We start from the raw sequence: 22,977 nt of genomic DNA, 5'->3' as shown, positions 1-22,977 counted from the left end.
AGCGGCCGGCGCTCCGGCGGACCCGACCCGGGAGTCAGGCGCCCCGCGACTCCCCCGGTCGCCGCACCAGGGCGACGACGAAGGAGCAGGCGGAGACGGCCGCGCAGGCGAGGAGAGCGATCGCGAGAGCCGACGACGCCCTCTGCGACTCGGGAGTCGGCATCGACGTCGCCGGCTCCGTCCCGACGCTGACGAGCGACAGCCCGACGAGGAGGCAGACCGCCGCCGCGGCCGCCGTCGTCGCGATCACGGGGGCTGTGCTTCCCGCGCGCTCGGCACCCCACGCCCGTCCGAGGAGCGCGGCGGCGCCCAGCAGCAGCAGGCCGGCAATCGCCAGCGCCACCGCGAAGCCGGCCCGCCACCCCTCGTCCGGCACGGCGTCGAACGCACCTGTCCGGTTGCCGATGACGGACGCGACGACGAACGCGCCCGCCGCGAGCGCGAGAGCCGCGCCGCCGCGCCCCGCGAGGGAGGCGGAGCGGCGGGCGCTCGTGCTCATCGTCCGTGCGGGTCGCCGCGGGTCACGCGGACTTGCGCCAGCGGATGCCGGCGGCGATGAAGCCGTCGAGGTCGCCGTCGAAGACGTGCGAGGGGTTGCCGACCTCGTGGTCGGTGCGGAGGTCCTTGACCATCTGGTACGGCGCGAGGACGTAGCTGCGCATCTGGTCGCCCCAGCTCGCCGTGATGTTCCCGGCCAGCTCCTTCTTGGTCGCGGCCTCCTGCTCCTTCTGCAGCAGCAGCAGGCGCGACTGCAGCACGCGCATGGCGGCCGCGCGGTTCTGGATCTGGCTCTTCTCGTTCTGCATCGAGACGACGAGGCCGGTGGGGAGGTGGGTCAGGCGCACCGCGGAGTCGGTCGTGTTGACCGACTGGCCACCGGGGCCCGAGGAGCGGAAGACGTCGACGCGGATGTCGTTGTCCGGGATCTCGATCGCGCCGGCCTCCTCCATCAGCGGGATGACCTCGACCGCGGCGAAGGACGTCTGGCGCTTGCCCGCGGCGCCGAAGGGGCTCATCCGCACGAGGCGGTGGGTGCCGGCCTCGACGGAGAGGGTGCCGAAGGCGTAGGGCGCGTCGATCTGGAAGGTGGCGGACTTGATGCCCGCCTCCTCCGCGTAGCTCGCGTCCATCACGGTCGCGGAGTACTTGTGCTTCTCGGCCCAGCGGAGGTACATCCGCATCAGCATCTCGGCGAAGTCGGAGGCGTCGACGCCGCCGGCGCCCGCGCGGATGGTGATGACGGCGGGGCGGTCGTCGTACTCGCCGTCGAGGAGGGTCTGCACCTCGAGCTCGCCCATCGTCTTCTGCAGGGCCTCGAGCTCGGCGATCGCCTCCTGCTCGGACTCGGCGTCGTCCGCCTCGTTGGCCATCTCGACCAGGACCTCGAGGTCGTCGAGGCGGCGCTCGATCGCGGTGATCCGCGCGAGCTCGGACTGGCGGTGGCTCAGCGCGCTGGTCACCTTCTGCGCGTTCTCGGTGTCGTCCCAGAGGTCGGGGACGCCCGCCTGCTCGTTCAGCTCCTCGATCTTCGCGCGGAGCTCGTCGACGTCGATGACGGCGAGGATGTCGGAGAAGGTGGAGCGGAGAGCAGTGATCTGCTCGGTGAAGTCGTTGTCCAGCATGGTGACCCCAGACTACCGGGGCCGTCCCGGGTCGCCGCGGGCCACCCTCCCGGGAGGCGCTCGGCAGGGGGCGCTTAGGATGGGGCCAGTGAGCAGCACCGCCGAGCGCCCGTTCCCCGTCGGGCCCCTCCTGCTCTCGACCTTCCTGCCGACCCTGCTCTTCTCGGTCGGCGAGGGCGCGATCATCCCGCTGCTGCCCGCCGTCGCCGGCGACCTCGGGGCGACGCTGGCGATCGCCGGCCTCGTCGCGGGCATGATCATGATCGGCGAGCTCGCGGGTGACATCCCGAGCGGCTGGATCGTCTCGCGGATCGGCGAGCGCGGCGCGATGCTCGGCGCCTCGGGCGCCTCGATCCTCGGGCTGGTGATCTGCCTCGTCTCGACCTCGTGGGTGACGCTGACCGTCGGCGTCTTCCTCATCGGCCTCGCGACGGCGGTCTTCGCGCTCGCGCGGCACGCCTTCATGACCTCGTTCGTGCCGATCAGCCACCGGGCGCGGGCGCTGTCCTCCCTCGCCGGGGTGTTCCGGGCGGGCTGGCTGATCGGCCCGTTCCTCGCGGCCGGTGTCGTGCACCTCAGCGGCTCGGTGGAGTCGATCTTCTGGGTGCACATCGTCTGCTGCGTCGCCGCGGTGGTCGTGCTGCTGCTCGTGCCCGACCCGGCGACGGTGCTGCGCCGCGCGGCGGCCGCCTCGGCCGCCGCCGACCCCGCGCTCGACACCGCCGCCGAGGCCGCAGCCGTGCCCGAGTCCTCCCCCGGACTCGTCCGCACCCTGCGCGCGCACCGCGGGGTCCTCGCCCGGATGGGCTCCGGGGCGGCCGTGATCGGCGCCCTGCGGGCGAGCCGGACGCTGATCCTCCCGCTCTGGGCGGTCAGCCTCGGCCTCGCCGAGACCGACACCGCGATCATCATCGGCGTCGCCGGCGCCCTCGACTTCGCCCTCTTCTACGCGGGCGGGCAGGTGATGGACCGCTTCGGCCGCGGCGCCACCGCGATCCCGTCGATGATCGGCCTGGGCGTCGGGCACCTGCTGCTGGTGGCGACGCTCCTCGCCGCGGACCCGGTGCCGTGGTTCGTCGCGGTCGCCTGCGTCCTGGCGGTGGCGAACGGGATCGGCTCGGGCATCCTGATGACCATCGGCGCGGACCTCGCACCGCCCGACGATCCGGCGCCCTTCCTCGGCGCCTTCCGCTTCACCGGCGACGCGGGCAACGCCGCCGCGCCGATCGCGGTCTCGGCGCTGACCGCGGCGGTCTCGCTGCCGTTCGCCGCGGGGGCGATGGGAGTGCTCGGGCTGGCGGGCGCCGCCGCGCTCTCGCGCTGGATCCCGCGGTACCTGCCGCACCGGCGCCCGCGCGGCTGACCCTCTCGCGGTCCCCTCCTCGACGTCCCCTCCTACACTGGAGCCCGCACGCGGGAGTGGTGGAATGGCAGACACGCAGGATTTAGGTTCCTGTGCCGAGAGGCATGTGGGTTCGAGTCCCACCTTCCGCACGAGGGGCGGCGCGGGGCGCCGCAGCGCGCCACCTTCGGGGGCCGCCCCGGTCGTCTTCCCGGTTTCGCCGGTACAGTGAGCGCGGTCGAGCCGCCGCAGACCGAGGACCGGCTGTGGCGTCGGCCGGCCGGACGGCACCGATCGACCGAACGGCACTGATCGACTGGAGAACCGTTGAACCACGCCGCCCTCATCCCCTGGCTGGACCCGGAGACGATCCTCACCTCGTTCGGTCCGTGGGGCGTGCTCGTCGTCTGCCTGATCGTCTTCGCCGAGACCGGCCTGCTGATCGGCTTCCTCTTCCCCGGCGACACCCTGCTGATCATCACGGGCCTGCTCGCGCACGAGAACGCCTCCAACGGCGGGCTGGGCGTCCCGATCTGGCTGATCTGCCTCGCGGTCGGCTTCTCGGCGTTCGTCGGCGGCGAGGTCGGCTACCTGATCGGGCACAAGGCGGGTCCGCGCATCTTCGAGCGCAAGGAGTCCGGCCTCTTCAGCGTCGAGAACGTCAAGCGCACCAACGCCTTCTTCGAGCGCTTCGGCGGCCTCGCCGTGATCCTCGCGCGATTCGTGCCGATCGTCCGCACCTTCGCGCCGATCGCGGCCGGCGTCGCCCACATGAACTACCGCAAGTACAGCCTCTACAACCTGATCGGCGCTCTGATCTGGGGCAGCGGAGTCACGCTGATCGGCTGGCTGCTCGCATTCATCCCGCCCGTCGCGGACTTCGTCTCGCACTACATCGACGTCATCCTGATCGGCGCCGTGGCCCTCGCGATCATCCCGACGGTGTTCCACTTCCTCCAGCAGCGCCGCAAGGCCCGCCTGGCCGCCGACAAGGACACCGACGCGTCCGAGGCGAGCGCGCTCGTCCTCGACCCGACCGCCGTCGACGACGAGCGCCGCAAGCACTGATCCACTGACCCCCTCCCGCGAGATGCCACTTGTGCACGCGACACGCCGTGTCGAGCGTGCACAAGTGGCATCTCGCGGTGGAGCGGCTGCGCCCCGATCAGGACAGGGTCGTCGCCAGGGCGGTCAGCTCGGCTCGGAGGGCGGTGAAGGCCCGGGCTCGGTGGCTGCGGGCGTTCTTCTCGGCGGGGGCGATCTCCGCCGCCGAGAGGGCCGAGCCCGAGGGGACGAAGACCGGGTCGTAGCCGTGGCCGTTGGTGCCGCGCGGACCGGCGGCGATGGCGCCATCCCAGCGGCCCTCGACCACGATCTCGCGGCCTCCGGGCAGGACGGACTCGGGGACGACCAGCGCGATCGTGCAGACGAAGTGCGCGCCGCGGTGCTCCGGCTTCACGTCGGCCAGCTGCGCGAGCAGCAGCTCGTAGTTCGCGACCGCGTCGTGCGCGTGTCCTGACCAGCGGGCCGAGAAGATGCCCGGCGAGCCGCCGAGCACGTCGACGCAGAGACCGGAGTCGTCCGCGAGCGCGACCAGGCCGGTGTGCGCCGCCGCGGCCCGCGCCTTGATCAGCGCGTTCTCGGTGAAGGAGACGCCGTCCTCGACCGGCTCCGGCCCGTCGTAGGCGCGGACGCCGACGCCCGGCAGCGCGCCGGCCAGCATCGCCCGGAACTCCTCGACCTTGCCCGCGTTGTGGGTGGCGAGGACGAGGTCGAGGCTCACGCGTCCTGCCCCGCGGCCAGGGCCTCGGCCTGGAAGCGCGCCAGGTCGGCCGCCCCGCCCACGGCGAGGTCGAGCAGCGCGTCCAGCTCGCGGCGGTCGAAGGGGGCGCCCTCGGCCGTGCCCTGCACCTCGACGAAGAGGCCGCGGCCGGTGACGACGACGTTCATGTCGGTCTCCGCGCGCACGTCCTCGACGTAGGCCAGGTCGAGCATCGGGACGCCGTCGATGATGCCGACCGAGACCGCCGACAGGCTGTCGATCAGCGGCTGGGCCTTCTGGCCGACGTACTTCTTGCCGCGGGCCCACTCGATCGCGTCCACCATCGCCACGTACGCGCCGGTGATCGCCGCGGTGCGGGTGCCGCCGTCGGCCTGGAGCACGTCGCAGTCGATCACGATCGTGTTCTCGCCGAGGGCCTTGGTGTCGACGACCGCGCGCAGGCTCCGGCCGATCAGGCGCGAGATCTCGTGGGTGCGTCCGCCGACCTTGCCCTTGACGGCCTCGCGGTCCATCCGGGAGTTGGTCGCGCGGGGCAGCATCGCGTACTCCGCGGTGACCCAGCCCTTGCCCTTGCCCTGCAGCCAGCGCGGGACGCCGTTGGTGAAGGACGCGGTGCAGAGCACCTTGGTGTTCCCGTAGGAGATCAGGGCGGAGCCCTCGGCCTGGGTGCTCCAGCCGCGCTCGATGGTGATCGCGCGCAGCTCGTCGGGCGCGCGGCCGTCCTTGCGCTTCGCGGTCGGCTGGGCGGTGGCGGGCTGGGCGGCGGTGCTGTCGGTCACTCGGGTCTCCCTGGAGTCGTGCGGCGCGCGGCCCGGTCGAGCTCGCGCAGGTTGATCGTGCCGGTCTCGACGAGGTCGACGCTGGAGACCTCGGGACCGAGGAAGCGCCGGGCGAGGCGGACGAAGTCGCTCGACCCGGTCTCCTCCCAGCGGTATGTCGGCGGGGCGGCGGCGGTGCGCTGCAGTCCGTGCGCCACCAGGGTCCGGTAGACGTCGAGCGCGGTCTCCTCGGCGCTCGAGACCAGTCGCACGTCCGGCCCCATCACGTAGGCGATGGCGCCGCGCAGCAGCGGGTAGTGCGTGCAGCCGAGCACGAGGGTGTCGACGCCGGCCTGCTTCATCGGCGCGAGGTACTCCTCGGCGAGCGCCAGCAGCTCGTCGCTCCAGGTGACGCCCGCCTCGACGAACTCGACGAAGCGCGGGCAGGCGGCGGTGACCAGCTCGAGGTCCGGTGCGGCGACGAAGGCGTCGTCGTAGGCCCGCGAGCGGATCGTGCCGACGGTGCCGATCACGCCGACCCTGCGGTTGCGGGTGTCGCGGACGGCGCTGCGCACGGCCGGCTGGATGACCTCGATCACCGGGATGCCGCGGCCGATCGTGTAGCGCTCGCGGGCGTCCCGCATCATCGCCGCGGACGCGGTGTTGCAGGCGATCACGAGCAGCTTCGCGCCCTGGTCGACCAGGGTGTCGAGGGTGTCCAGGGCGTAGGCGCGGACGTCGGCGAGGGGCTTGGGCCCGTAGGGCGAGTGGGCGGTGTCGCCGAGGTAGACGATCGACTCGTTCTGCAGCTGGTCGATCACGGCGCGGGCGACGGTGAGTCCGCCGACGCCGGAGTCGAAGATGCCGAGGGGTGCGTCCGTCACGGAGGAAGAGCCTACCCGCGCCCGGGAAGGGTGCCCCGTGCAGGGAACGGTGCATGGAACACTGGTCGGATGGACGCGACGGCCTTCCTCACCGACCGCTACGAGCTGACGATGGTCGAGGGCGCTCTCGGCAGCGGCACCGCCGACCGGCGCTGCATGTTCGAGGTCTTCGCCCGCAGCCTCCCGCCGGGCCGCCGCTACGGGATCCTCGCCGGCACCGGCCGCCTGCTCGAGCTGATCTCCCGCTTCCGCTTCGGCGACGCCGAGCTCGACTGGCTGCGGGAGAACCGCGTCGTCGACGCCCGCACGCTGGACTGGCTGGCCGACTACCGCTTCCAGGGCGACATCTGGGGCTACCGCGAGGGCGAGGTCTACCTGCCCGGCTCCCCCGTCCTCATCGTCGAGGCGCCCTTCGCCGAGGGCGTGCTGCTCGAGACGCTCGTGCTGAGCGTGCTCAACCACGACAGCGCCGTCGCGAGCGCCGCGGCCCGGATGGTCTCGGCCGCCGACGGCCGCCCGCTCGCCGAGATGGGCTCGCGCCGGGCCGGCGAGCGCTCGGCCGTCGCCGCCGCGCGCGCCGCCCACATCGCCGGCTTCGGCGCCACCTCGAACCTCGAGGCCGGCCGCAGCTGGGGCGTGCCGACGATGGGCACGTCCGCGCACGCGTTCACGCTGCTGCACGACTCCGAGGAGGACGCCTTCCGCGCGCAGGTCGCCGCGCTCGGGCCCGGCACGACCCTCCTCGTCGACACCTACGACGTCCCGGCCGCCGTCGACCTCGCGGTCCGCGTGGCCGGCACCTCGCTCGGCGCCGTGCGGATCGACTCGGGCGACCTGCCGCAGCAGGTCGCCGCCGTCCGCGCGCAGCTGGACGGCCTCGGCGCGACCGGCACGAGGATCACCGTCACGAACGACCTGGACGAGTACGGCATCGCCGCGCTGGCCGCCTCCCCCGTCGACTCCTACGGCGTCGGCACCTCGGTCGCGACCGGCTCCGGCCACCCCACCGCGGGGATGGTCTACAAGCTCGTCGCGCACGAGGACGACGCGGGCGAATGGGTCTCGGTCGCGAAGAAGTCGGCGGCCAAGGCCTCCATCGGCGGGCGCAAGTCGGCGGGCCGGCGCCTGACCGAGGACGGCGTCGCCGTCGAGGAGGTCGTGCACGTCGGGGCGGGCCCGGAGGGGGCCGTCGGCGAGGACGAGCGCGCCCTGCTGGTGCCGCTCATCGAGGACGGCCGGATCCGCGACGAGCACCTCGGCATCGAGGGCGTCGCCGCCGCCCGCGAGCACCGGGCGAACGCCGTGCTCGAGCTGCCGCTGGACGCGCTGCGCCTCGGCCGCGGCGACCCGGTGATCCCGACCCGCTACGCCTGAGCACAGCACCCCGAACCGGGGCGGGCCCGCGAAGGGGCGGGCCTGCGAACGGGCGGGCCCGGCTCCCGATGCGGGGCCGGGCCGCGCGCCCTACTTCATCCGGGCGTAGATCTCCTTGCAGGAGGGGCAGACCGGGAACTTCTCCGGGTCGCGGCCCGGCAGCCACTTCTTGCCGCAGAGGGCGCGGACGGGCTTGCCGGTCATCGCACTCTCGAGGATCTTGTCCTTCGGGACGTAGTGGGAGAAGCGCTCGTGGTCGCCCGGCTCGATCGTCTCCTGGTTGAGGAGCTCCTCGAGTTCGCGGTCGAGGGTGGCGGTTCCTCCGCCTCCCTCGAGGGGGTCGGTGCTGCTGTTCTCGAATCGGGACGTCATGGCTCCGATCCTACGCTCGGAGCGCGGGAGCGGGCGGGGCTCGGCGAGGCTCAGTAGCGGCTGGTGAACGAGACCAGCTCGGCCGCGCGGCGGTCGAAGAGGAAGCCGCCGAGCAGCACGCCGAGGGCGAAGACGCCGACCGCACTGGCGAGACCGGCGAGGATCGCCTGGTCCCGGTCGCCCTCGAAGAACAGCGCCTGCACCGCGAGCACGACGGCCGGCGCCGCGAGCAGCAGCCCGAGCCCGAAGGCGAGCGCCTGCGCGCCGGCACCGCTCGCTCCGGGCGCCTGCGGCTGCACGAAGGCGCTGTCGCCGGGACGCGGCGCCGGATAGGCGAGCCGCGCCGAGAGGGCGCTCGCGACCCCCGCGGGCACCAGCAGGAGCGCGGCGTTGACCGCGAGCAGAATCGGCAGCGCGTCCTCGAGTCCGGAGGTGGCGCTGCTGACCAGCGAGCCGAGCACGACGATCGGGAGCCCGAGCAGCAGCGTCGGGAAGGCGCGGCCCAGCCGGTCCGACCAGCCGCGCACCCCCGCGGCGGCGTGCAGCCAGAAGGCCGAGCCGTCGTAGGCCACGTCGTTGTGCAGGAACCAGCCGAGGAAGAGCGCGACGAGCGGCACGGGCAGCAGCGAGAGCAGCGGGAACGGCACCCCCACCACGGCGAGGAGCAGCACGGCGAGGACCGGGAGCAGCGGCACGGCGACGAGAGAGGCCTGGTAGCGGGGGTCGCGGACCCAGTAGGTCGTGCTCCGCGCCGCGATCGCCCCGGTGCGGGTGCCGCCGAGGACGTCGAACCAGCCGAGGCGGAGGCCGCGCGGCGGACGGGAGGTGCGCTCCGGTCGCCCGGTCAGCGCGCGGACCACCAGCCACCAGAGCGCCGCGGCGGCGGCGAGGGTGAGCAGCGCGGTCAGCAGCGGGCCGGCCGCCGCCCCGGACGCGGCGCTCGGCGCGATCGCCCATGCGGCGCCGAAGGGCGTCGGGGCCAGGACCTCGGCGAGGCGCTCCAGCGCCCCCGAGCCCTGGCCGCCCCAGTCGAGCCCGGTCGCGAGCACGAGGGCGACCGGCACAGTGAGCAGGAGGACGAGGCCGAGCACCGCGAGCAGCTCGCGCGCGGTGCGCGAGGGAACCAGCGCCGACGAGGCGGCGAGCCCGATGCGGGCGAGCAGCGCGGCCGTGAGGACGCCGAGCAGCGGGCCGGCCACGGCCAGGACCCCGGCGTCGGGGAACAGCCGGATCGTCGCCGCCGCCACGACGACGACGCCGAGCACCGGCACCGAGACGAGCCCTGCCAGCGCGAGGGCGGCCGCGAGCCGGCCGCTCGGGATTCCGAACAGCCGGAACGCGCGCGGGTCCATCGGGTCCTTCGGCCCGAGCAGGAACGGGAGCACCAGGAAGCCGAGAGTCAGCACCGCTCCCCCGGCGACGACGGCGTCGCGGGCGAGCCAGGAGCCCGGCTCGATCGTGCCGAGGCCGGCGAGGAGCGCCGCCGTGGACAGCACGACGACGAGGAGGCCGAGCAGGGCGCCGCCCGTCCGCCGCGCGCCCGAGCGGAAGGCGCCGAGCAGGACGTCGAGCCTCAGCCGGAGAAGTCGTGCAGCCACTGCAGCCCCTCGGCGATCTGCTTGCCGCCCGCGAGCTCGAGGAAGCGCTCCTCGAGCGTCGCGGTGCCGGCGACCTCCTCGACGGAGCCCGAGGCGAGGACCTTCCCGCCCACGATCACGGCGACGTCGTCGCAGACGCGCTCGATGAAGTCGAGTCCGTGGCTGGAGAGGACGACGGTGCCGCCGCCCGCGACGAAGCGGCGCAGGACGGTGATCACGGCCGCGGAGGAGACCGGGTCGACCGATTCGAACGGCTCGTCGAGGACGAGGACGCGGGGGGCGTGGATCATGGCGCCGGCGAGCGCGACCTTCTTGGCCATGCCCGCGGAGTAGTCGGAGATCAGGCGCTCGAGAGCGTCGGTCAGGCCGAGCGCCTCGGCCAGCTCGACCGTGCGCTGCTTGGCGGTCCTCCGGTCGATCCCCCGCAGGGCCGCGGAGTAGTAGAGGAACTGCGCACCGGTGAGCCGGTCGAACAGGCGCAGGCGGTCGGGCAGCACGCCGATCAGCGGCTTCGCGGCACGCGGGTCCTTCCAGACGTCCACGCCGTGCACCAGCACGCGGCCGGAATCCGGGCGGAGGAGCCCCGTCATCATCGAGAGCGTCGTGGTCTTCCCCGCTCCGTTGGGGCCGATGATCCCGTAGAAGGTGCCGGCGCGGACGGCGAGGTCGATGCGGTCGACCGCCACCGTGCGGCCGAAGGTGCGGGTGAGGGCGTGCAGCTCGAAGACGACGGGGTGCTCGGGATCGGCGGCGGGCTGCACGGGCTCCGCGGCGGGAGCCGGCAGCACCGCGGAGGCGGACTCGACGGGAGTCTGCGACTCGGCGGCCGGAGCGTCGTCGCGCTCGGATTCCTCGGCGTTCGTCGCGGACGTCATCCGGCTACGGTACCAAGTCGCCCCGGACGGCGACGGGGCGCGCCGGGCCCCTCGGGGCGGCGCGCGAGATCCACCTCGCCGACACGGCTCCTGGCAACCCCTGGCCTTCGAAGGCGTGCACAGTACACTAAGTGGCGACCCAGGAAGCGATCAGGTCGCTGCACGCCGGTGAAGGATCGCTACGCGGCGGTGAACACCTCGCTCCGCGGCGACTCGACTCGAGGAGAACACATGACGAGCAAGCCCTTCCAGGCCGCCCCCACCGGCGGTTCCACCGGCACGCCCGCCTCCGTGGTCATCCTCGCCGCGGGCATGGGGAGCCGGCTCGGCCGCTCCCTGCCGAAGCCGCTGACGCCGCTGAACGACGGCCGCACGATCATGCAGCAGCAGTTCGACAACATCCACCACGCCTTCGGCACGAAGGTCCCGGTGAGCATCGTGGTCGGCTACAAGCTCGAGCACATCATCGAGGCGTTCCCGTCGGCGACGTTCGTCTACAACGAGCAGTACGACCAGACCAACACCTCCAAGAGCCTCCTCCGCGCCCTGCAGGCCTCCGGCCAGGGCGGCGTGCTCTGGATGAACGGCGACGTGGTCTTCGACCCGCGCATCCTCGACCGCACCGCGGACCTCATCGCGAAGGACGTCTCCTTCGTCACCGTCAACACCGCGAAGGTGTCCGACGAGGAGGTCAAGTACACGACCAGCGCCGAGGGCTACATCGACGAGCTCTCCAAGACGGTGAAGGGCGGTCTCGGCGAGGCCGTCGGGATCAACTACGTCTCGGCCGCCGACAAGCCGGCGCTCATCCGCCAGCTGGCCCGGGTCGACGCCCAGGACTACTTCGAGCGTGGAATAGAGTTGGCGATCGAGCAGGACAGACTGCTCGTCGAGCCGATGGACATCTCCGACCTCTACGCCGTCGAGGTGGACTTCGCCGAGGATCTCGAGCGGGCGAACCTCTTCGTCTGAGGCTCGCGACTCGTCCGGCTCGAACCGAGCCGTGCGAGGGGAGTCTTCCGCCGTGAGCAGTCCCGCACGCGTCGACGATTCGGCGACGGCCCTGCGTCCGCACCGCTCGCGGGCCTGGCGCTACCGGCACTCGCTCTGGCTGCTGACCAAGCGCGACCTCACGGTCCGCTACGCGACCAGCGCTCTCGGCTACGTCTGGTCGGTGCTCGACCCGCTGGTCATGTCGGGCATCTACTACTTCGTCTTCACCGTCGTCTTCCAGCGGTCGGTCGGCGAGGACCCGTACATCGTCTTCCTGCTCGCGGGCCTGCTGCCGTGGATGTGGTTCAACCAGGCGACCTCGGACGCGACCCGGGCCTTCCTCCGCGAGGCGAAGCTCGTGCGCTCCACGTCGATCCCGCGCACCATCTGGGTCGGCCGGATCGTGCTGTCCAAGGGCATCGAGTTCGTCGCGAGCCTGCCCGTGCTCGTGCTCTTCGCGGTCGTCGCGGGGGCGTCGGTGACGCCGGCGATCCTGCTCTTCCCGCTCGCGATCCTGCTGCAGGGCGTGCTCACCCTCGGTGTCGGCCTGCTGGTGGCTCCCCTGGTCGTCTTCTTCCGCGACCTGGAGCGCGCGATCAAGCTCGTGCTGCGCTTCCTCTTCTACGCCTCGCCGATCATCTACTCGACGGCGAACCTGCCCGAGGCCGTCCGCCCGTGGGCCGCGCTCAACCCGCTCAGCGGGATCTTCGCGCTCTACCGCTCCACCTTCTTCGCGAGCGAGCTCGACCTGCCGCTCATCCTCACCTCCGTGCTGATCTCGTTCCTCGTGCTCGGTCTCGGTCTGATCGTCTTCCGCCGCTCCGAGCGCGCGGTGCTGAAGGAGCTGTGACGGTGGCCTCCGCCGATGAGCACCGTGCCGGCGACGCCCCCGTCGGCCACGCCCCTGCCGGTGACGCTCGCGTCGTGATCGAGTGCCGGGGTCTCGGGATCCGGTTCCGGCGGAACCGCCGCGGCCGTCGCTCCTTCAAGGACCTCTTCGCCGGCGGTTCGCGCCGGTCGCGGCCCGGCGAGTTCTGGGCGCTGCGCGGGCTCGACGTGCGGGTGCACGCGGGCGAGGCGATCGGCGTCGTCGGCCGCAACGGCCAGGGCAAGTCGACGCTGCTGAAGCTCGTCGCCGGCGTCGTGCTTCCCGACGAGGGCGTGGTCGAGGTGCGCGGCGGCGTCGCCCCGCTGATCGAGATCACCGGCGGCTTCGTCGCCGATCTCAGCGTCCGCGAGAACGTCTACCTCACCGCCGGGCTGCACGGCATGTCCAAGCGCGAGGTCGACGACCGCTTCGACTCGATCATCGAGTTCGCCGAGATCGGCGACTTCCTCGACACCCCCTACAAGCACCTCTCCAGCGGGATGAAGGTGCGGATCGCCTTCTCGGTGGTGTCGCGGCTCGAGGAGCCGATCATCCTCGTCGACGAGGTCCTCGCTGTCGGCGACAAGGCCTTCCGCGAGAAGTGCTACGCCCGGATCGAGGAGCTCCTCGCGGCCGGCCGGACGCTATTCTTCGTCTCGCACAACGAGCGCGACCTCCGCCGCTTCTGCACCCGCGGGCTCTACCTGGACAAGGGCGCCCTGGTGCTCGACGGACCGATCGATCAGGTTCTGGCCCGGTATTCTGAGGACTACGCGCCGAAAGCGCAGCCCGCCGCGGAGTGACGGCAGGTCGAGCCGGAGCGTTCGGCTCCGCGCTCCTCGGATCCTCACGACGCAGGAGTGCAGACATGTCCTCGAAGAAGGACCGCAAGGACCGCGACGAGCTCGAGCAGGCCGGCAGTGCCGGCGTCGAGAACGCGCAGCTGGCCCGAGTGCTCGATCGCGTCCTCGCCGTGCAGCGCCCGGCGGTCCTCGCGAACATCCGGGCCCTGCGCCGCCGCCGCCCGAACGCGACTCCCGAGCAGCTGATCACCTCGCTCGAGCGGCAGTACCTCTCCAGCGTCGCCGCCGGCGGCGCGGCCATCGGAGCGACCGCGGTCGTCCCCGGCATCGGCACCGCCGCCTCCGTGGCCCTCTCCGGCGCCGGCGCCATCGGCTTCCTCGAGGCGAGCGCCCTCTTCGCGCAGTCGGTGACCGAGGTGCACGGCATCCGCCTCGAGGACCCGGACCGCGCCCGCGCGCTCGTCCTCACGCTGATGATGGGCTCCTCCGGCAGCGAGCTGGTGCGCCAGGTCGCCGGGCACGCCACCGGGACCAGCACGGGGATGAACCAGTACTGGGGCTCGGTGGTGACCAAGGGGCTGCCGTCGTTCCTCGTCGGCGAGCTCGCCGACCGGGCCAAGAAGTCGTTCGCGAAGCACTTCCTCGCGCAGCAGAGCGCCGGGCTGGTCGGCCGGGCGATGCCGTTCGGGATCGGCGCCGCGCTGGGCGGGGTCGGCAACGCGATGCTCGGCCGCAAGGTCGTGCAGAGCGCGCGGGACGCCTTCGGGCCGGCCCCGCGCGAGTTCGGGAACGTCTTCGTGCTCCCGCCGACGAGGGCGGAGCGGAAGGCGCTGGCCGCCGGTGCCGACCCGCTCGAGCTCTACGTCCGCGACTACGGCGGCACCGGCGAGAAGGTCGCCCTGCTGCTGCACGGCCTCGGCTCGGACTCGCGGACCTGGTACGCGCTGGTGCCGACGCTGCACGAGCACGGCTACCGCGTCGTCGCGCCGGATCTCGCCGGACACGGCGGATCGCCGAAGTCGCCCGCGTACTCCGTCGACCACTGGGCGGAGGACGTGCGCGCCTCGGTGCTGCCGTCGCCCGACCTGATCGTGGGCCACGGCCTCGGCGCGGTGGTGGCGGCGCGGCTCGCCCCGGAGTACCGCGCCGAGCGGCTGATCCTGCTCGACCCCGCCTTCTCCGACGCGAAGGGCCTCACCAGCGCCCTGCGCCGCGGGGGCTCGATCGCGCACGTCGAGAAGGGCGACGCGGACGATCTGCGCCACCGCCACCCGATCTGGACCGACGAGCAGATCGAGCTCGACGTCTCGGCGCACGCCCTGTGGGACCCGGAGTCCGCCTCCGGCCTGACGGCGCGCGGTGCGGCCGACGCACCCGACGCCTTCGCGGTGCCGACGCTCGCCGTGCTGCCGGAGGACCCGCTCGGCCACTCCTCGCTCGGCGGCGTGCTCGCCGACCACGGCGCCGAGGTGCGCACGGTCCCCGGAGCCGGCACCTCGATCCTCCGCGAGGACCGCGCGGCGCTCATCGCGGCCCTCGCCGACCGCCTCTAGCCCCGGCCTCTGCGGAATCGAATCGCCGGGGCGATCCGGTTCCCGGGTCTCGAGACGCCGCTGCGCGGCTACTCGACCAGCATGGAGGGCCGCGGTTCGCTCAGCAGGCCGTCCAGCAGGCGCTGCAGCCGCCGCAGCAGGCGTAGCCGCAGTAGTTGCAGGCGTCGCAGCAGACGCAGCATGCTGATCGAGTGGCGGCCGCGGGGCGCGTATCGAGATCCACCCACCGAACAGACGTCGGTCTCGATACGCCGCTGCGCGGCTACTCGACCAGCATGGGCCGCGAGCAGCGCGAGGAGCCTTACTTCTTGGCCTTGGCGGCGGCCTTGGCCGCTTGCTTCGTGGCGCGGACCTTCGCGAGGGACTCGGGCGAGACGATGTCGGCGACCGAGCGAAACGAGTCCTCCTCGCCGTAGGCGCCGGCGGCCTCGCGCCAGCCGGCGCCCTCGAAGCCGCGGCGCTTGCCGAGCAGGGCGACGAAGATCCGGGCCTTCTGGTCGCCGAAGCCCGGCAGCGCCTTGAGGCGCGCGAGCACCTCGCGGCCGTCGGGGTCGTCGCGGGTCCAGATCGCCGAGGCGTCGCCGTCCCAGTCGTCGACGATCGCGCGGCAGAGGGTCTGCACCCGGCCCGCCATGTTGGCCGGATAGCGGTGGATCGCCGGGGGCGTGCGCGACAGCTCGGAGAAGCGGTCCTCGTCGAAGTCCGCGATCGCGGCCGCATCGAAGGACGACCCCTCCTCGGCCAGGCGCTGCTCGAGCTTCAGCGGCCCCGAGAACGCCGTCTCCATCGCGACCTGCTGATCGAGCAGCATCCCGATCAGCAGGGCGAGCGGGTCGCGGGTGAGCAGCGCGTCGGCGTCGGCGTCGTCGGTGATGTGCAGGGCGGAGTCGGCGGTCATCCTCCAGGGATACCACGGACGCCGGGACCGCCGCCGAGCATCGCCCGGACGGTGCGGTCGATCGTGCTGAGCGCGGTGGTCAGCTCGAGATCGCTCGCGCTGCCGTAGCCGAGCACCAGCGCCTCCTCCTCCGCCCGGTCGGCCAGCGCGTAGTCGTCGAGCGGTGCGACGAGGAGCCCCTCCGCCGCGAGCGCCGCCACGACCGCCACCGCCGAGAGCGGCGCGGGCAGCCCGAGCACCACGTGCAGCCCGCCGTCGAGCCCGCGGGCCGAGCCCCACTCGATCCCCTCGGAGAAGTCGCGGACCAGCCCGCGCCGATGCGCGTAGCGCCGTCGCGACCGGGTCAGGTGCCGCCGGAAGCCGCCGCCCGCCATGAAGGCGGCGAGCGCCTCCTGCGTCGGACCGGAGACGGAGGCGTCGCGCTCGGCGTCGACCCCCCGCACCGCCGCGTGCAGCCACGACGAGGGCGGCAGCGCCAGGTACGCCACCCGCAGCCACGGCGACACCGTCTTCGAGAACGAGCCGACGTGCGCCACTCCCCCGCCGCCGTCGAGCGACGCGAGCGCCGGCAGCGGTGCGCCGACGTAGCGGAACTCGCTGTCGTAGTCGTCCTCTATCACCAGGAGCCGCTCCGTCGCCGCGCGGCGCACCAGCTCCAGCCGGGCGGCGAGCGCCAGGCGTCCTCCGGTCGGGTACTGGTGCGACGGAGTGACGATCACGACATCGGCGCCGCTCGTCGCGAGCGCATCCAGATCGATCCCGTCGGCGTCGACCGGCACCCCGACGACCTCGTGCCCCTCGGCACTCAGCCGCCGCCGCACCGCCGGGTAGCCCGGGTCCTCGACGGCGACCCGCACCGAGCGCCCGAGCGCCGCGGCGGCCGCCCGCACCAGCAGGGCGACGGCGTCCGCGGTCCCGCTCGTCACGAGGACGTCCTCCGCCTCCACGTCGATCCCGCGCGAGCGCCGCAGCTGCTCGGCGATCTGCGCCCGCAGCCCCGCGTGCCCCGCCGCCGACGGCAGCTCCGAGGGCGGAGCCGAGAGCGCCGGGCGCCAGGCGGCCCGCCACTCGGGCCCGTCGAGGTCGCGCGTGTCCGGCCGCCCCGGCCGCAGGTCGAGCCGCACGGGCGCCGGCACCACCGCCGACTCCGCTCGTTCCACCCGCGATCGAAGGGGCACGACCACCCCGTCGGCCGCGACGGTCACCGCCGCGCGCGGGTGCGCGACGAGGTAGCCCTCGCCGACCAGCTGATCGACCGCCGCGACGACAGAGCCGCGCGAGACTCCCAGCTGCTGCGCGAGCACCCGGCTGGACGGGATCGCCTCCCCGGCCCCGTAGCGCCCGTCGAGCACCGCCGCCCGCAGCGCCTCGGCCAGCCCCGAGCGGACGGAGCCGCGCTCCGGCACGCTCAGCAGAAGCGGCACTTCGAGATCGCCGGACGCCATGGACTCCCCCGCTCTGGACCACTCGACACGTGCTCCCCTGGCATCCTCGCAGATCCAGCCCGGCCGCGATCCTCGAGCCATGGACACTCTCAGCACCACCGACCGCACGCGCGTCACCCGCCTGCGCGACCGCCAGGTCCTCGACCGCGACGCCCTCGACGCCCTGCTCGACGAGGCCCTGATCGCGCACGTGGCCGTCGTCCGCGACGGGGCCGCGATCGTGCTGCCGATCCTCTTCGCCCGCGACGGCGAGGACCTGCTCCTGCACGGCTCCAGCGGCGGCGGCCTCCTGCGCGAGGCCGCCCGCGGCTCGCTGCTCACCGTCGCCGTGACCCTGGTCGACGGCCTGGTCGTCGCCCGCTCCGCGTTCGACAGCTCGATGAACTACCGCTCCGCGATGATCCTCGGCCGCGCCGAGGCCGTCGAGGGCCCCGGCAAGGCCCGCGCCCTCGACCTGCTGACCGAGCGCTTCCTCCCCGGCCGCCCCGCCGAGACCCGGCCCAGCACCGCCCGCGAGATCGCCGCGACCCTCGTCCTCCGCCTTCCCCTCGCCGAGGCCAGCCTCAAGATCCGCGCCGCCGGCCCCTCCGACGACGCCGACCAGACCCCCGGCGTCTGGGCCGGCACCGTCCCCCTGGTCACGCGCACCCTGCCGCCGGTCCCGGCCCCCGGCTCCGCGCCCGATCTCCCCGCCTCCGCGATCGCCTTCACCGGCACGGTCGACGGCACGCTGCCGCCCTTCCGCTGAGGCCGCACCTGCAGGAGAGGACGAGCCTGCTGGCCCGCCCCACTGAGGACGACGGGTCTCGACACGCCCCTCCGGGGCTACTCGACCAGCATGGATGCGCCCCTGCGAGGCCACTCGACCAGCACGCCTACGGCGCCGTCATGCTGATCGAGCAGCCCGCGCAGCGGGCGTATCGAGATCCACCAGCGTCGGAAGACCAGCCTCCAGACCCGCCCTGCTGAGGACAGAGGATCTCGATACGCCCCTGCGGGGCTGCTCGACCAGCATGCTGCCGCTGAGGCCCTCCGCCGGGCACGAGGCGCGGGTGCGGTGCCTCGTCGCGGCTCCTGGCTCGGGCCTGGCGGGCGCGCCGCAGGCGCGCGGGAAGGAGCCGCGACGAGGTACCGCACCCGCGCCGTCGCGCAGCGACGCGCCGAAGTGGACCCTACTTCGTGTCCTGCCTCGGGAACACGACCTTCTGCACCACGATGATCACCGACGCCGCCACCGGGATCGCCACGAGCGCCCCCAGCACCCCCGCGAGCGTCCCGCCCGCGACGGCCGCGATCACGACGACCGCACCCGGCACGGACACCGCGCGGTTCATGATCCGCGGGCTGAGGACGTACGCCTCGACCTGCATGTAGACGAGGTAGTAGATCGCCGCGACGAGGGCCGTCACCGGCGAGGCGAGCAGGCAGGCGAGCGAGATGATCACGGCGCCCGAGATGGTTCCGACGAGCGGGATCAGCGAGCCGAGGAAGGCGACGCAGGCCAGCAGCGCCGGCACCGGACCGCCGATGATCAGCAGCAGGATGAAGGTCAGCACGCCGTTGACCGCCGCGAGCGACACCTGGCCCACGACGTAGCGGCCCACCGCGCCGGTGATCTCCTCGCCGACCTCGCGCGCCTTCGGGCGGTGGGAGGCCGGGGCGAAGCGGTAGGCGACCGACTTCATCGAGCGCAGCGACGCGAGGAAGTAGAGGGTGAGGATGAGCACGATGATCGCGCCGGTCACGCCGCTGGCGATGCCGCTGCCGACCGCGAGGATGCCGCCGCCGAGCGAGAGCAGGTTGTTGGGGTTGCCGATGAAGCTCTGCACGTTGCCGATGAGCGAGTCGACGTCGACGACACCGCTGAGCTGCCGCTCGAGGTCGAGCACCCACGGCTGCGAGGCGATGTCGGAGACGATCCGGGGAGCGCTGGTCACGAAGATGGTGAGCTGCTCGATCAGGATCGGGATGATGTACAGCAGCAGCCCGGCGAAGATCAGCAGCACCGAGGCCAGCACGATCGTGATCGCCAGAGCGCGCGGGATCCTCTTGCTCTCCAGCCAGGAGACGAGCGGGTCGAGACCGAGCGCGAAGAACAGCGCGACGAAGACGTAGGTGAGCACGGTGCCGAGCGAGACGACGAGTCCGCCGACCACGAGTGCGACGAGCACGCCGAGACCGCCGAAGAGGCCGATCCGGAACGAGCGGATGGTGAACTGCGGCCGCTCCGGGTCGCTCGACACCACGATGTCGGGCTCCACCGCGGGCTGGGCCGGCGCAGCGGGGCGCCGGCGGGAGCGGGCGAAGGCGCGCGGGGTGATCATGCGTCGAGCGTAGCGGGGCGCGAACGGCCGCCCGTTCCGAGGCGGAAGGCTTGACGAGGAGCCGCTGCCGGGGCGCTCGCCGGGCCCTCAGCGCTCGGGGTCGCGCTCGTCGACGGCGACATCGTCGCGGTGGAGCTCGGCGTGCCGGTCCCACTCGGCGAGCAGCTGCTCGACGGCGGCGTGGAAGCGGGCGGTCGCGGCTCCGGGGCTCGTGTCGCCGAAGTAGTGGGCGACCCAGCGCTCCAGCCGCTCGACGGCCGCGTCGTCGTGCTCGACGCTCTCCAGCCGCGCGACGACGCCGCCGGCGTCCTCGGCGCGGAGCCACTCCGCATCGCCGAGGTAGCCGGACTCGTCGACGTCCGCCGCCGGGCTGATCGGCCGGGTCACCAGCAGCGGGCGGCCGGTCGCCAGCCGGTCGTAGACCATCGCCGAGACGTCGAGCACCGCGACGTCGGCGGTGAGCTGCCAGCCGAGCTCCGCGGAGGTGTCGTGCACGTGCCGGGCGGACGGATCAGCCGCGTTCGCCGCCGCGATCAGGGCGACGATCTCGCGGGCGGCCGCCCCGTAGGCCGGGTCGACGGCGCCGCTGCGCGGGTGCGGCCGGTAGACGAGGCGGTAGCGGCGGTCGGCGAGCACGGCGCGGGTGAGCGCGACGCCGTGGGTGCGGATCGAGCCGTAGCCCGCGGCCGGGCGGTCGCCCTCCCAGGTGGGGGCGTAGAGCACGACCCGGCGCTCATCCGCGGGGTAGGGCGTGCGGCCGGAGACGTGGTCGGCCTGCGGGCGGCCGATGGCGAGGGCCCGCTTGTCGAAGTCGAAGTCCCAGAGCACCCGGCGCAGGCGGGCGAGCGCGGCGTCCCCGGCGATGAAGCTGTAGTCGTAGGCCTTGAACTGGTTCGTCGTCATGTACATCTTGTCGCTCTCGCCGTGGTTGACGAAGACGTGCCAGCGGCGCCCGTAGCGCATCATCTGGAAGTTGCGCGCGTTCTGGTTGACGTAGAGCACGATCCGCAGCGGCTGCTCGTCGATGGCGGTCTCGAGGTCGGCGACGGAGCGCACGTGCGCGACCGGCACGGGGCTCTCGCGCAGCAGCGCGCGGGTGGCGGTCGCGTTCCGGGAGAGGATCACGACCGGGTGGGTCTTCGCGAGCTCCTGCAGCGGCGCGTACCACTGGCGCAGCTGGTAGAGGTTGATGTCGCCGTCGGCGAAGTAGACGCCGATCTCGAAGACGCCGGGCGTCAGCGGCGCGCGCTCGGCGATCGCGCGGGCGACGTCGCGGCGAGCCCGCCGGGCGGTGAGCAGGTCGCGGGCCACCCCGCGCGCCAGCGTCGCGTCCCGGAGCAAACGGGCGAGGACGTCGCGGGGTGCGGGTGTCATCGGTCCAGGCTACAAGCCCGGGTTCTGCCTGCCGATCGAGCAGTCGGAGCGGCGACCAGCATGTGGTGGGCCCTTGCGAGGCTGCTCGGCCAGCAGGGATCGGTGTCCTCCGGCACTCAGGGCGCCGGGGTCACCCGGAGCCAGACGAACTGCAGGGGCGCGAGGCGGAAGCCCTCGCGCAGGTCGACGGCGATCTCGGTGACCAGGTCGAGCGCCGCCGGCGCGAAGCCGCCGAAGCGCTCCGGAGCGATCTCCTGCGCCTCGTCCGAGACGTTCGCGAGGACGAGCACCGCCTCGCCGTCGCCCGGGCGCTGGTATCCGAGCACGTGGTCGTTCACCGCGTCGAAGACCGTGAGGGCGTTCCCCGCGAACAGGTCGGTCCGCTTGCGGACCGCGATCAGGTGCAGCAGCCCGCCGAAGATCTCGGCGGCGTCGGCACCCGGGGTCTCGCGCTCGGCGTAGCGGGCAGCGGGCCGGCGGGGCCGGTTCACCCAGCGGGAGTCCCCCGCGGTACTCGGATCGTCCAGGTAGCCGTGGTCGTTCAGCTGGCCGACCTCGTCGCCGAGGTAGAGCAGCGGCAGCCCGCCGGTGCTGAGCGCGATCGAGTGGGCGAGCAGCACCCGGTCGATTCCGTACGGGTCGCCCGCCTCGACTCCCGCGAGCGAGGCGGTCGTGCCGGACACGCGCCGGTCGCCCGTCCGCGGGTTCTCCTGGAACGGCACGCCCCGGGCGAAGGTCCCCTCGAAGCGGTCGGTGTAGAAGTCGTTGAGGAAGCGCCGGTGCCCGGCCGCGTCGATGCCGAACTCGGCCGCGTCCTCGTCGGCGAAGGTCCAGCCGATGTCGTCGTGCCCGCGGACGTAGTTGACCCACGCCGTGCCGGCCGGCAGCGCGTGGCGCCGCTCGAGGGCCTGGGCGAGCAGCCGGACGTCGCGCGTCGCGAGCGCCTCCCAGGTCAGGGCCATCTGCAGCGGGTTGTAGGAGAGCTGGCACTCCTCGAGGTCGATGTACTCGATCACCTCGTCGGGGTGCACGATCGCCTCGGACTTGAACAGCAGCGACGGCGCGGCGAGCCGGCAGACCTCGTTGAACGCGCGCAGCAGCAGGTGCGCCTCGGGCTGCGACTCGCAGGTGGTGCCGAGCTCCTTCCAGATGAAGGCGACCGCGTCCATCCGCAGCGCGTCGACGCCCTGATTGGCGAGGAAGAGCATCTCGCCGGCCATCGCGCGGAAGACCTCGGGGTTCGAGTAGTTGAGGTCCCACTGGTAGCGGTGGAACGTCGCCCACACCCAGCGCCCGTCCTCGAGCGGCACGAAGGAGCCGGGGTGGTCGTCCGGGAAGATCTCGCGGGTGGTGCCCTCGAACGCGTCGGGCTGCTCGCGATCCGGGAAGATCCAGTAGTAGTCCTCGTAGCGCTGCTCGCCCGCGAGCGCCTTCCGCGCCCACTCGTGCTCGTTCGAGGTGTGGTTGAAGACGAAGTCGACGACCAGCGCGATGCCGTGCTCGCGCAGCTCGCCCGCGAGCAGGCGCAGATCGTCCATGTCGCCGAGGTCCGGGCGCACGCGGCGGTAGCTGGACACCGCGTAGCCGCCGTCCGACTCCCCCTCCGGAGCATCGAAGACCGGCATCAGGTGCAGGTAGTTCAGCCCGATCTGGCGGAAGTACGGGATCTCGGCGCGCAGCCCCGCGAGGTCGCCGGCGAAGCGGTCGACGTAGCAGACGCCGCCGAGGGCCTTGTTGGAGAGGAACCAGTCCGGGTGCTGCCCGCGGGCGCGGTCGAGCGCGCGCAGGTCCTCCGGGCGCTCCTGCCAGGAGGTCGCGGCGAGCTCGACCAGGGCGACGATCTGCTCGACGAGGTCGTCGCGGCGCGCGTAGACCGCGGCGAGCAGGTCGACCAGGCGCGGGAGGCGCGCGTCGAGCCGCGCCTGGAACTCCGGATCGGCGACTGCTCCGCCGACGGTGTCCACGCGGGAGCGCACGGCCGTGATCAGGTCGTCGGGGGTGGGCACCGGCTCGTCCAGCACTGCACCGGGCAGAGCTGTCGAGGGGGGCTGCGTCGAATCGAACACCGTCGTCCTTCCGAGGGGCGTCCGCCCGGCGGGGGGCGGATTCCC

21 protein-coding genes and 1 tRNA gene are annotated in these 22,977 nt (G+C 73.1%); 9 read left to right on the top strand and 13 right to left on the bottom strand.

All coding sequences use genetic code 11. The features are described from left to right. Positions 1–34: 34 nt before the first annotated feature. Both HRK28_RS12855 and prfB read right to left on the bottom strand, forming a co-directional pair. Positions 35–499: a hypothetical protein gene (locus tag HRK28_RS12855; RefSeq protein ID WP_173251844.1), complete on the bottom strand. Its 465-nt coding sequence runs from the start codon at positions 497–499 to the stop codon at positions 35–37. A 22-nt stretch (positions 500–521) separates the two neighbouring features. Next, positions 522–1,622: a peptide chain release factor 2 gene (gene prfB, locus HRK28_RS12850; protein ID WP_160090375.1), complete on the bottom strand. Its 1,101-nt coding sequence runs from the start codon at positions 1,620–1,622 to the stop codon at positions 522–524. 88 nt (positions 1,623–1,710) lie between these two features. Between prfB and HRK28_RS12845 the strand changes: the two genes are divergently transcribed. The 3 genes from HRK28_RS12845 to HRK28_RS12835 all read left to right on the top strand — a co-directional run bounded on the left by HRK28_RS12845 (position 1,711) and on the right by HRK28_RS12835 (position 4,032). Then, positions 1,711–2,985 (top strand): MFS transporter, encoded by a 1,275-nt coding sequence (locus tag HRK28_RS12845; RefSeq protein WP_367948414.1) that lies wholly within the window; start codon positions 1,711–1,713, stop codon positions 2,983–2,985. Positions 2,986–3,035: 50 nt separating this feature from the next. Beyond that, positions 3,036–3,116, top strand: a tRNA-Leu gene (locus HRK28_RS12840). Between the two features lie 175 nt (positions 3,117–3,291). Continuing rightward, positions 3,292–4,032, top strand: a complete 741-nt coding sequence (locus HRK28_RS12835; RefSeq protein WP_173251842.1) for a DedA family protein — start codon at positions 3,292–3,294, stop codon at positions 4,030–4,032. Between the two features lie 97 nt (positions 4,033–4,129). On the opposite strand, the gene rdgB is transcribed toward HRK28_RS12835, so the two are convergent. Genes rdgB through murI form a run of 3 tightly spaced genes read right to left on the bottom strand, consistent with a single transcriptional unit; the run spans position 4,130 to position 6,389 of the window. After that, positions 4,130–4,747: an RdgB/HAM1 family non-canonical purine NTP pyrophosphatase gene (gene rdgB / locus HRK28_RS12830; protein WP_173251841.1), complete on the bottom strand. Its 618-nt coding sequence runs from the start codon at positions 4,745–4,747 to the stop codon at positions 4,130–4,132. After that, positions 4,744–5,526: a ribonuclease PH gene (gene rph, locus HRK28_RS12825; RefSeq protein WP_160090379.1), complete on the bottom strand. Its 783-nt coding sequence runs from the start codon at positions 5,524–5,526 to the stop codon at positions 4,744–4,746. The genes rdgB and rph overlap by 4 nt, the downstream gene beginning before the upstream one ends. After that, positions 5,523–6,389, bottom strand: a complete 867-nt coding sequence (gene murI, locus HRK28_RS12820; protein ID WP_123705080.1) for a glutamate racemase — start codon at positions 6,387–6,389, stop codon at positions 5,523–5,525. The genes rph and murI overlap by 4 nt, the downstream gene beginning before the upstream one ends. Positions 6,390–6,458: 69 nt before the next feature. Between murI and HRK28_RS12815 the strand changes: the two genes are divergently transcribed. Beyond that, positions 6,459–7,763, top strand: coding sequence for a nicotinate phosphoribosyltransferase (locus tag HRK28_RS12815; protein WP_160090380.1), 1,305 nt, complete (start codon positions 6,459–6,461; stop codon positions 7,761–7,763). Positions 7,764–7,853: 90 nt separating this feature from the next. On the opposite strand, the gene HRK28_RS12810 is transcribed toward HRK28_RS12815, so the two are convergent. Genes HRK28_RS12810 through HRK28_RS12800 form a run of 3 tightly spaced genes read right to left on the bottom strand, consistent with a single transcriptional unit; the run spans position 7,854 to position 10,608 of the window. Then, positions 7,854–8,135 (bottom strand): DUF3039 domain-containing protein, encoded by a 282-nt coding sequence (locus tag HRK28_RS12810; RefSeq protein WP_123448008.1) that lies wholly within the window; start codon positions 8,133–8,135, stop codon positions 7,854–7,856. 50 nt (positions 8,136–8,185) lie between these two features. After that, complete coding sequence (locus tag HRK28_RS12805; protein WP_173251840.1) at positions 8,186–9,733, bottom strand: ABC transporter permease; 1,548 nt, start codon at positions 9,731–9,733, stop codon at positions 8,186–8,188. Further along, on the bottom strand, positions 9,709–10,608 hold the full coding sequence (locus tag HRK28_RS12800; protein ID WP_173251839.1) for an ABC transporter ATP-binding protein: 900 nt from the start codon (positions 10,606–10,608) through the stop codon (positions 9,709–9,711). The genes HRK28_RS12805 and HRK28_RS12800 overlap by 25 nt, the downstream gene beginning before the upstream one ends. A gap of 231 nt (positions 10,609–10,839) precedes the next feature. Between HRK28_RS12800 and HRK28_RS12795 the strand changes: the two genes are divergently transcribed. The 4 genes from HRK28_RS12795 to HRK28_RS12780 all read left to right on the top strand — a co-directional run bounded on the left by HRK28_RS12795 (position 10,840) and on the right by HRK28_RS12780 (position 14,825). Next, positions 10,840–11,580: a phosphocholine cytidylyltransferase family protein gene (locus HRK28_RS12795; RefSeq protein ID WP_347877741.1), complete on the top strand. Its 741-nt coding sequence runs from the start codon at positions 10,840–10,842 to the stop codon at positions 11,578–11,580. 91 nt (positions 11,581–11,671) lie between these two features. Next, on the top strand, positions 11,672–12,451 hold the full coding sequence (locus tag HRK28_RS12790) for an ABC transporter permease (protein ID WP_160091398.1): 780 nt from the start codon (positions 11,672–11,674) through the stop codon (positions 12,449–12,451). Positions 12,452–12,525: 74 nt separating this feature from the next. Then, a complete protein-coding gene (locus tag HRK28_RS12785) occupies positions 12,526–13,272 on the top strand; it encodes an ABC transporter ATP-binding protein (protein ID WP_160091399.1) in 747 nt (248 codons plus the stop codon). 65 nt (positions 13,273–13,337) lie between these two features. Beyond that, positions 13,338–14,825, top strand: a complete 1,488-nt coding sequence (locus HRK28_RS12780; RefSeq protein WP_173251838.1) for an alpha/beta fold hydrolase — start codon at positions 13,338–13,340, stop codon at positions 14,823–14,825. Between the two features lie 301 nt (positions 14,826–15,126). Here the strand turns inward: HRK28_RS12780 and HRK28_RS12775 are convergent, their stop codons facing one another. Then, positions 15,127–15,723, bottom strand: a complete 597-nt coding sequence (locus HRK28_RS12775; RefSeq protein WP_123447563.1) for an HhH-GPD-type base excision DNA repair protein — start codon at positions 15,721–15,723, stop codon at positions 15,127–15,129. After that, the gene (locus tag HRK28_RS12770; protein ID WP_173251836.1) at positions 15,720–17,168 is read right to left on the bottom strand and encodes a PLP-dependent aminotransferase family protein; all 1,449 of its coding nucleotides are present in this window, start codon (positions 17,166–17,168) and stop codon (positions 15,720–15,722) included. The genes HRK28_RS12775 and HRK28_RS12770 overlap by 4 nt, the downstream gene beginning before the upstream one ends. A gap of 79 nt (positions 17,169–17,247) precedes the next feature. On the opposite strand from HRK28_RS12770, the gene HRK28_RS12765 reads away from it, so the two are divergent. Further along, complete coding sequence (locus tag HRK28_RS12765) at positions 17,248–17,916, top strand: pyridoxamine 5'-phosphate oxidase family protein (protein ID WP_173251834.1); 669 nt, start codon at positions 17,248–17,250, stop codon at positions 17,914–17,916. 424 nt (positions 17,917–18,340) lie between these two features. Here the strand turns inward: HRK28_RS12765 and HRK28_RS12760 are convergent, their stop codons facing one another. From HRK28_RS12760 to HRK28_RS12750, 3 genes are all read right to left on the bottom strand, one after another. Next, positions 18,341–19,492 carry an AI-2E family transporter gene (locus HRK28_RS12760; protein WP_160090387.1) on the bottom strand — a complete coding sequence of 384 codons (1,152 nt, stop codon included), beginning with the start codon at positions 19,490–19,492 and terminating at the stop codon, positions 18,341–18,343. Between the two features lie 87 nt (positions 19,493–19,579). Continuing rightward, the gene (locus HRK28_RS12755; RefSeq protein ID WP_254304748.1) at positions 19,580–20,866 is read right to left on the bottom strand and encodes a hypothetical protein; all 1,287 of its coding nucleotides are present in this window, start codon (positions 20,864–20,866) and stop codon (positions 19,580–19,582) included. 116 nt (positions 20,867–20,982) lie between these two features. After that, on the bottom strand, positions 20,983–22,842 hold the full coding sequence (locus HRK28_RS12750) for an amylosucrase (protein WP_367948429.1): 1,860 nt from the start codon (positions 22,840–22,842) through the stop codon (positions 20,983–20,985). Positions 22,843–22,977 lie beyond the last annotated feature (135 nt).

Source organism: Rathayibacter sp. VKM Ac-2835 (assembly GCF_013266705.1).
Taxonomy (GTDB): Bacteria; Actinomycetota; Actinomycetes; order Actinomycetales; family Microbacteriaceae; genus Rathayibacter.
Note: the sequence above shows the minus strand (reverse complement) of the source record. Positions and strands in the feature narration are given on the sequence as shown.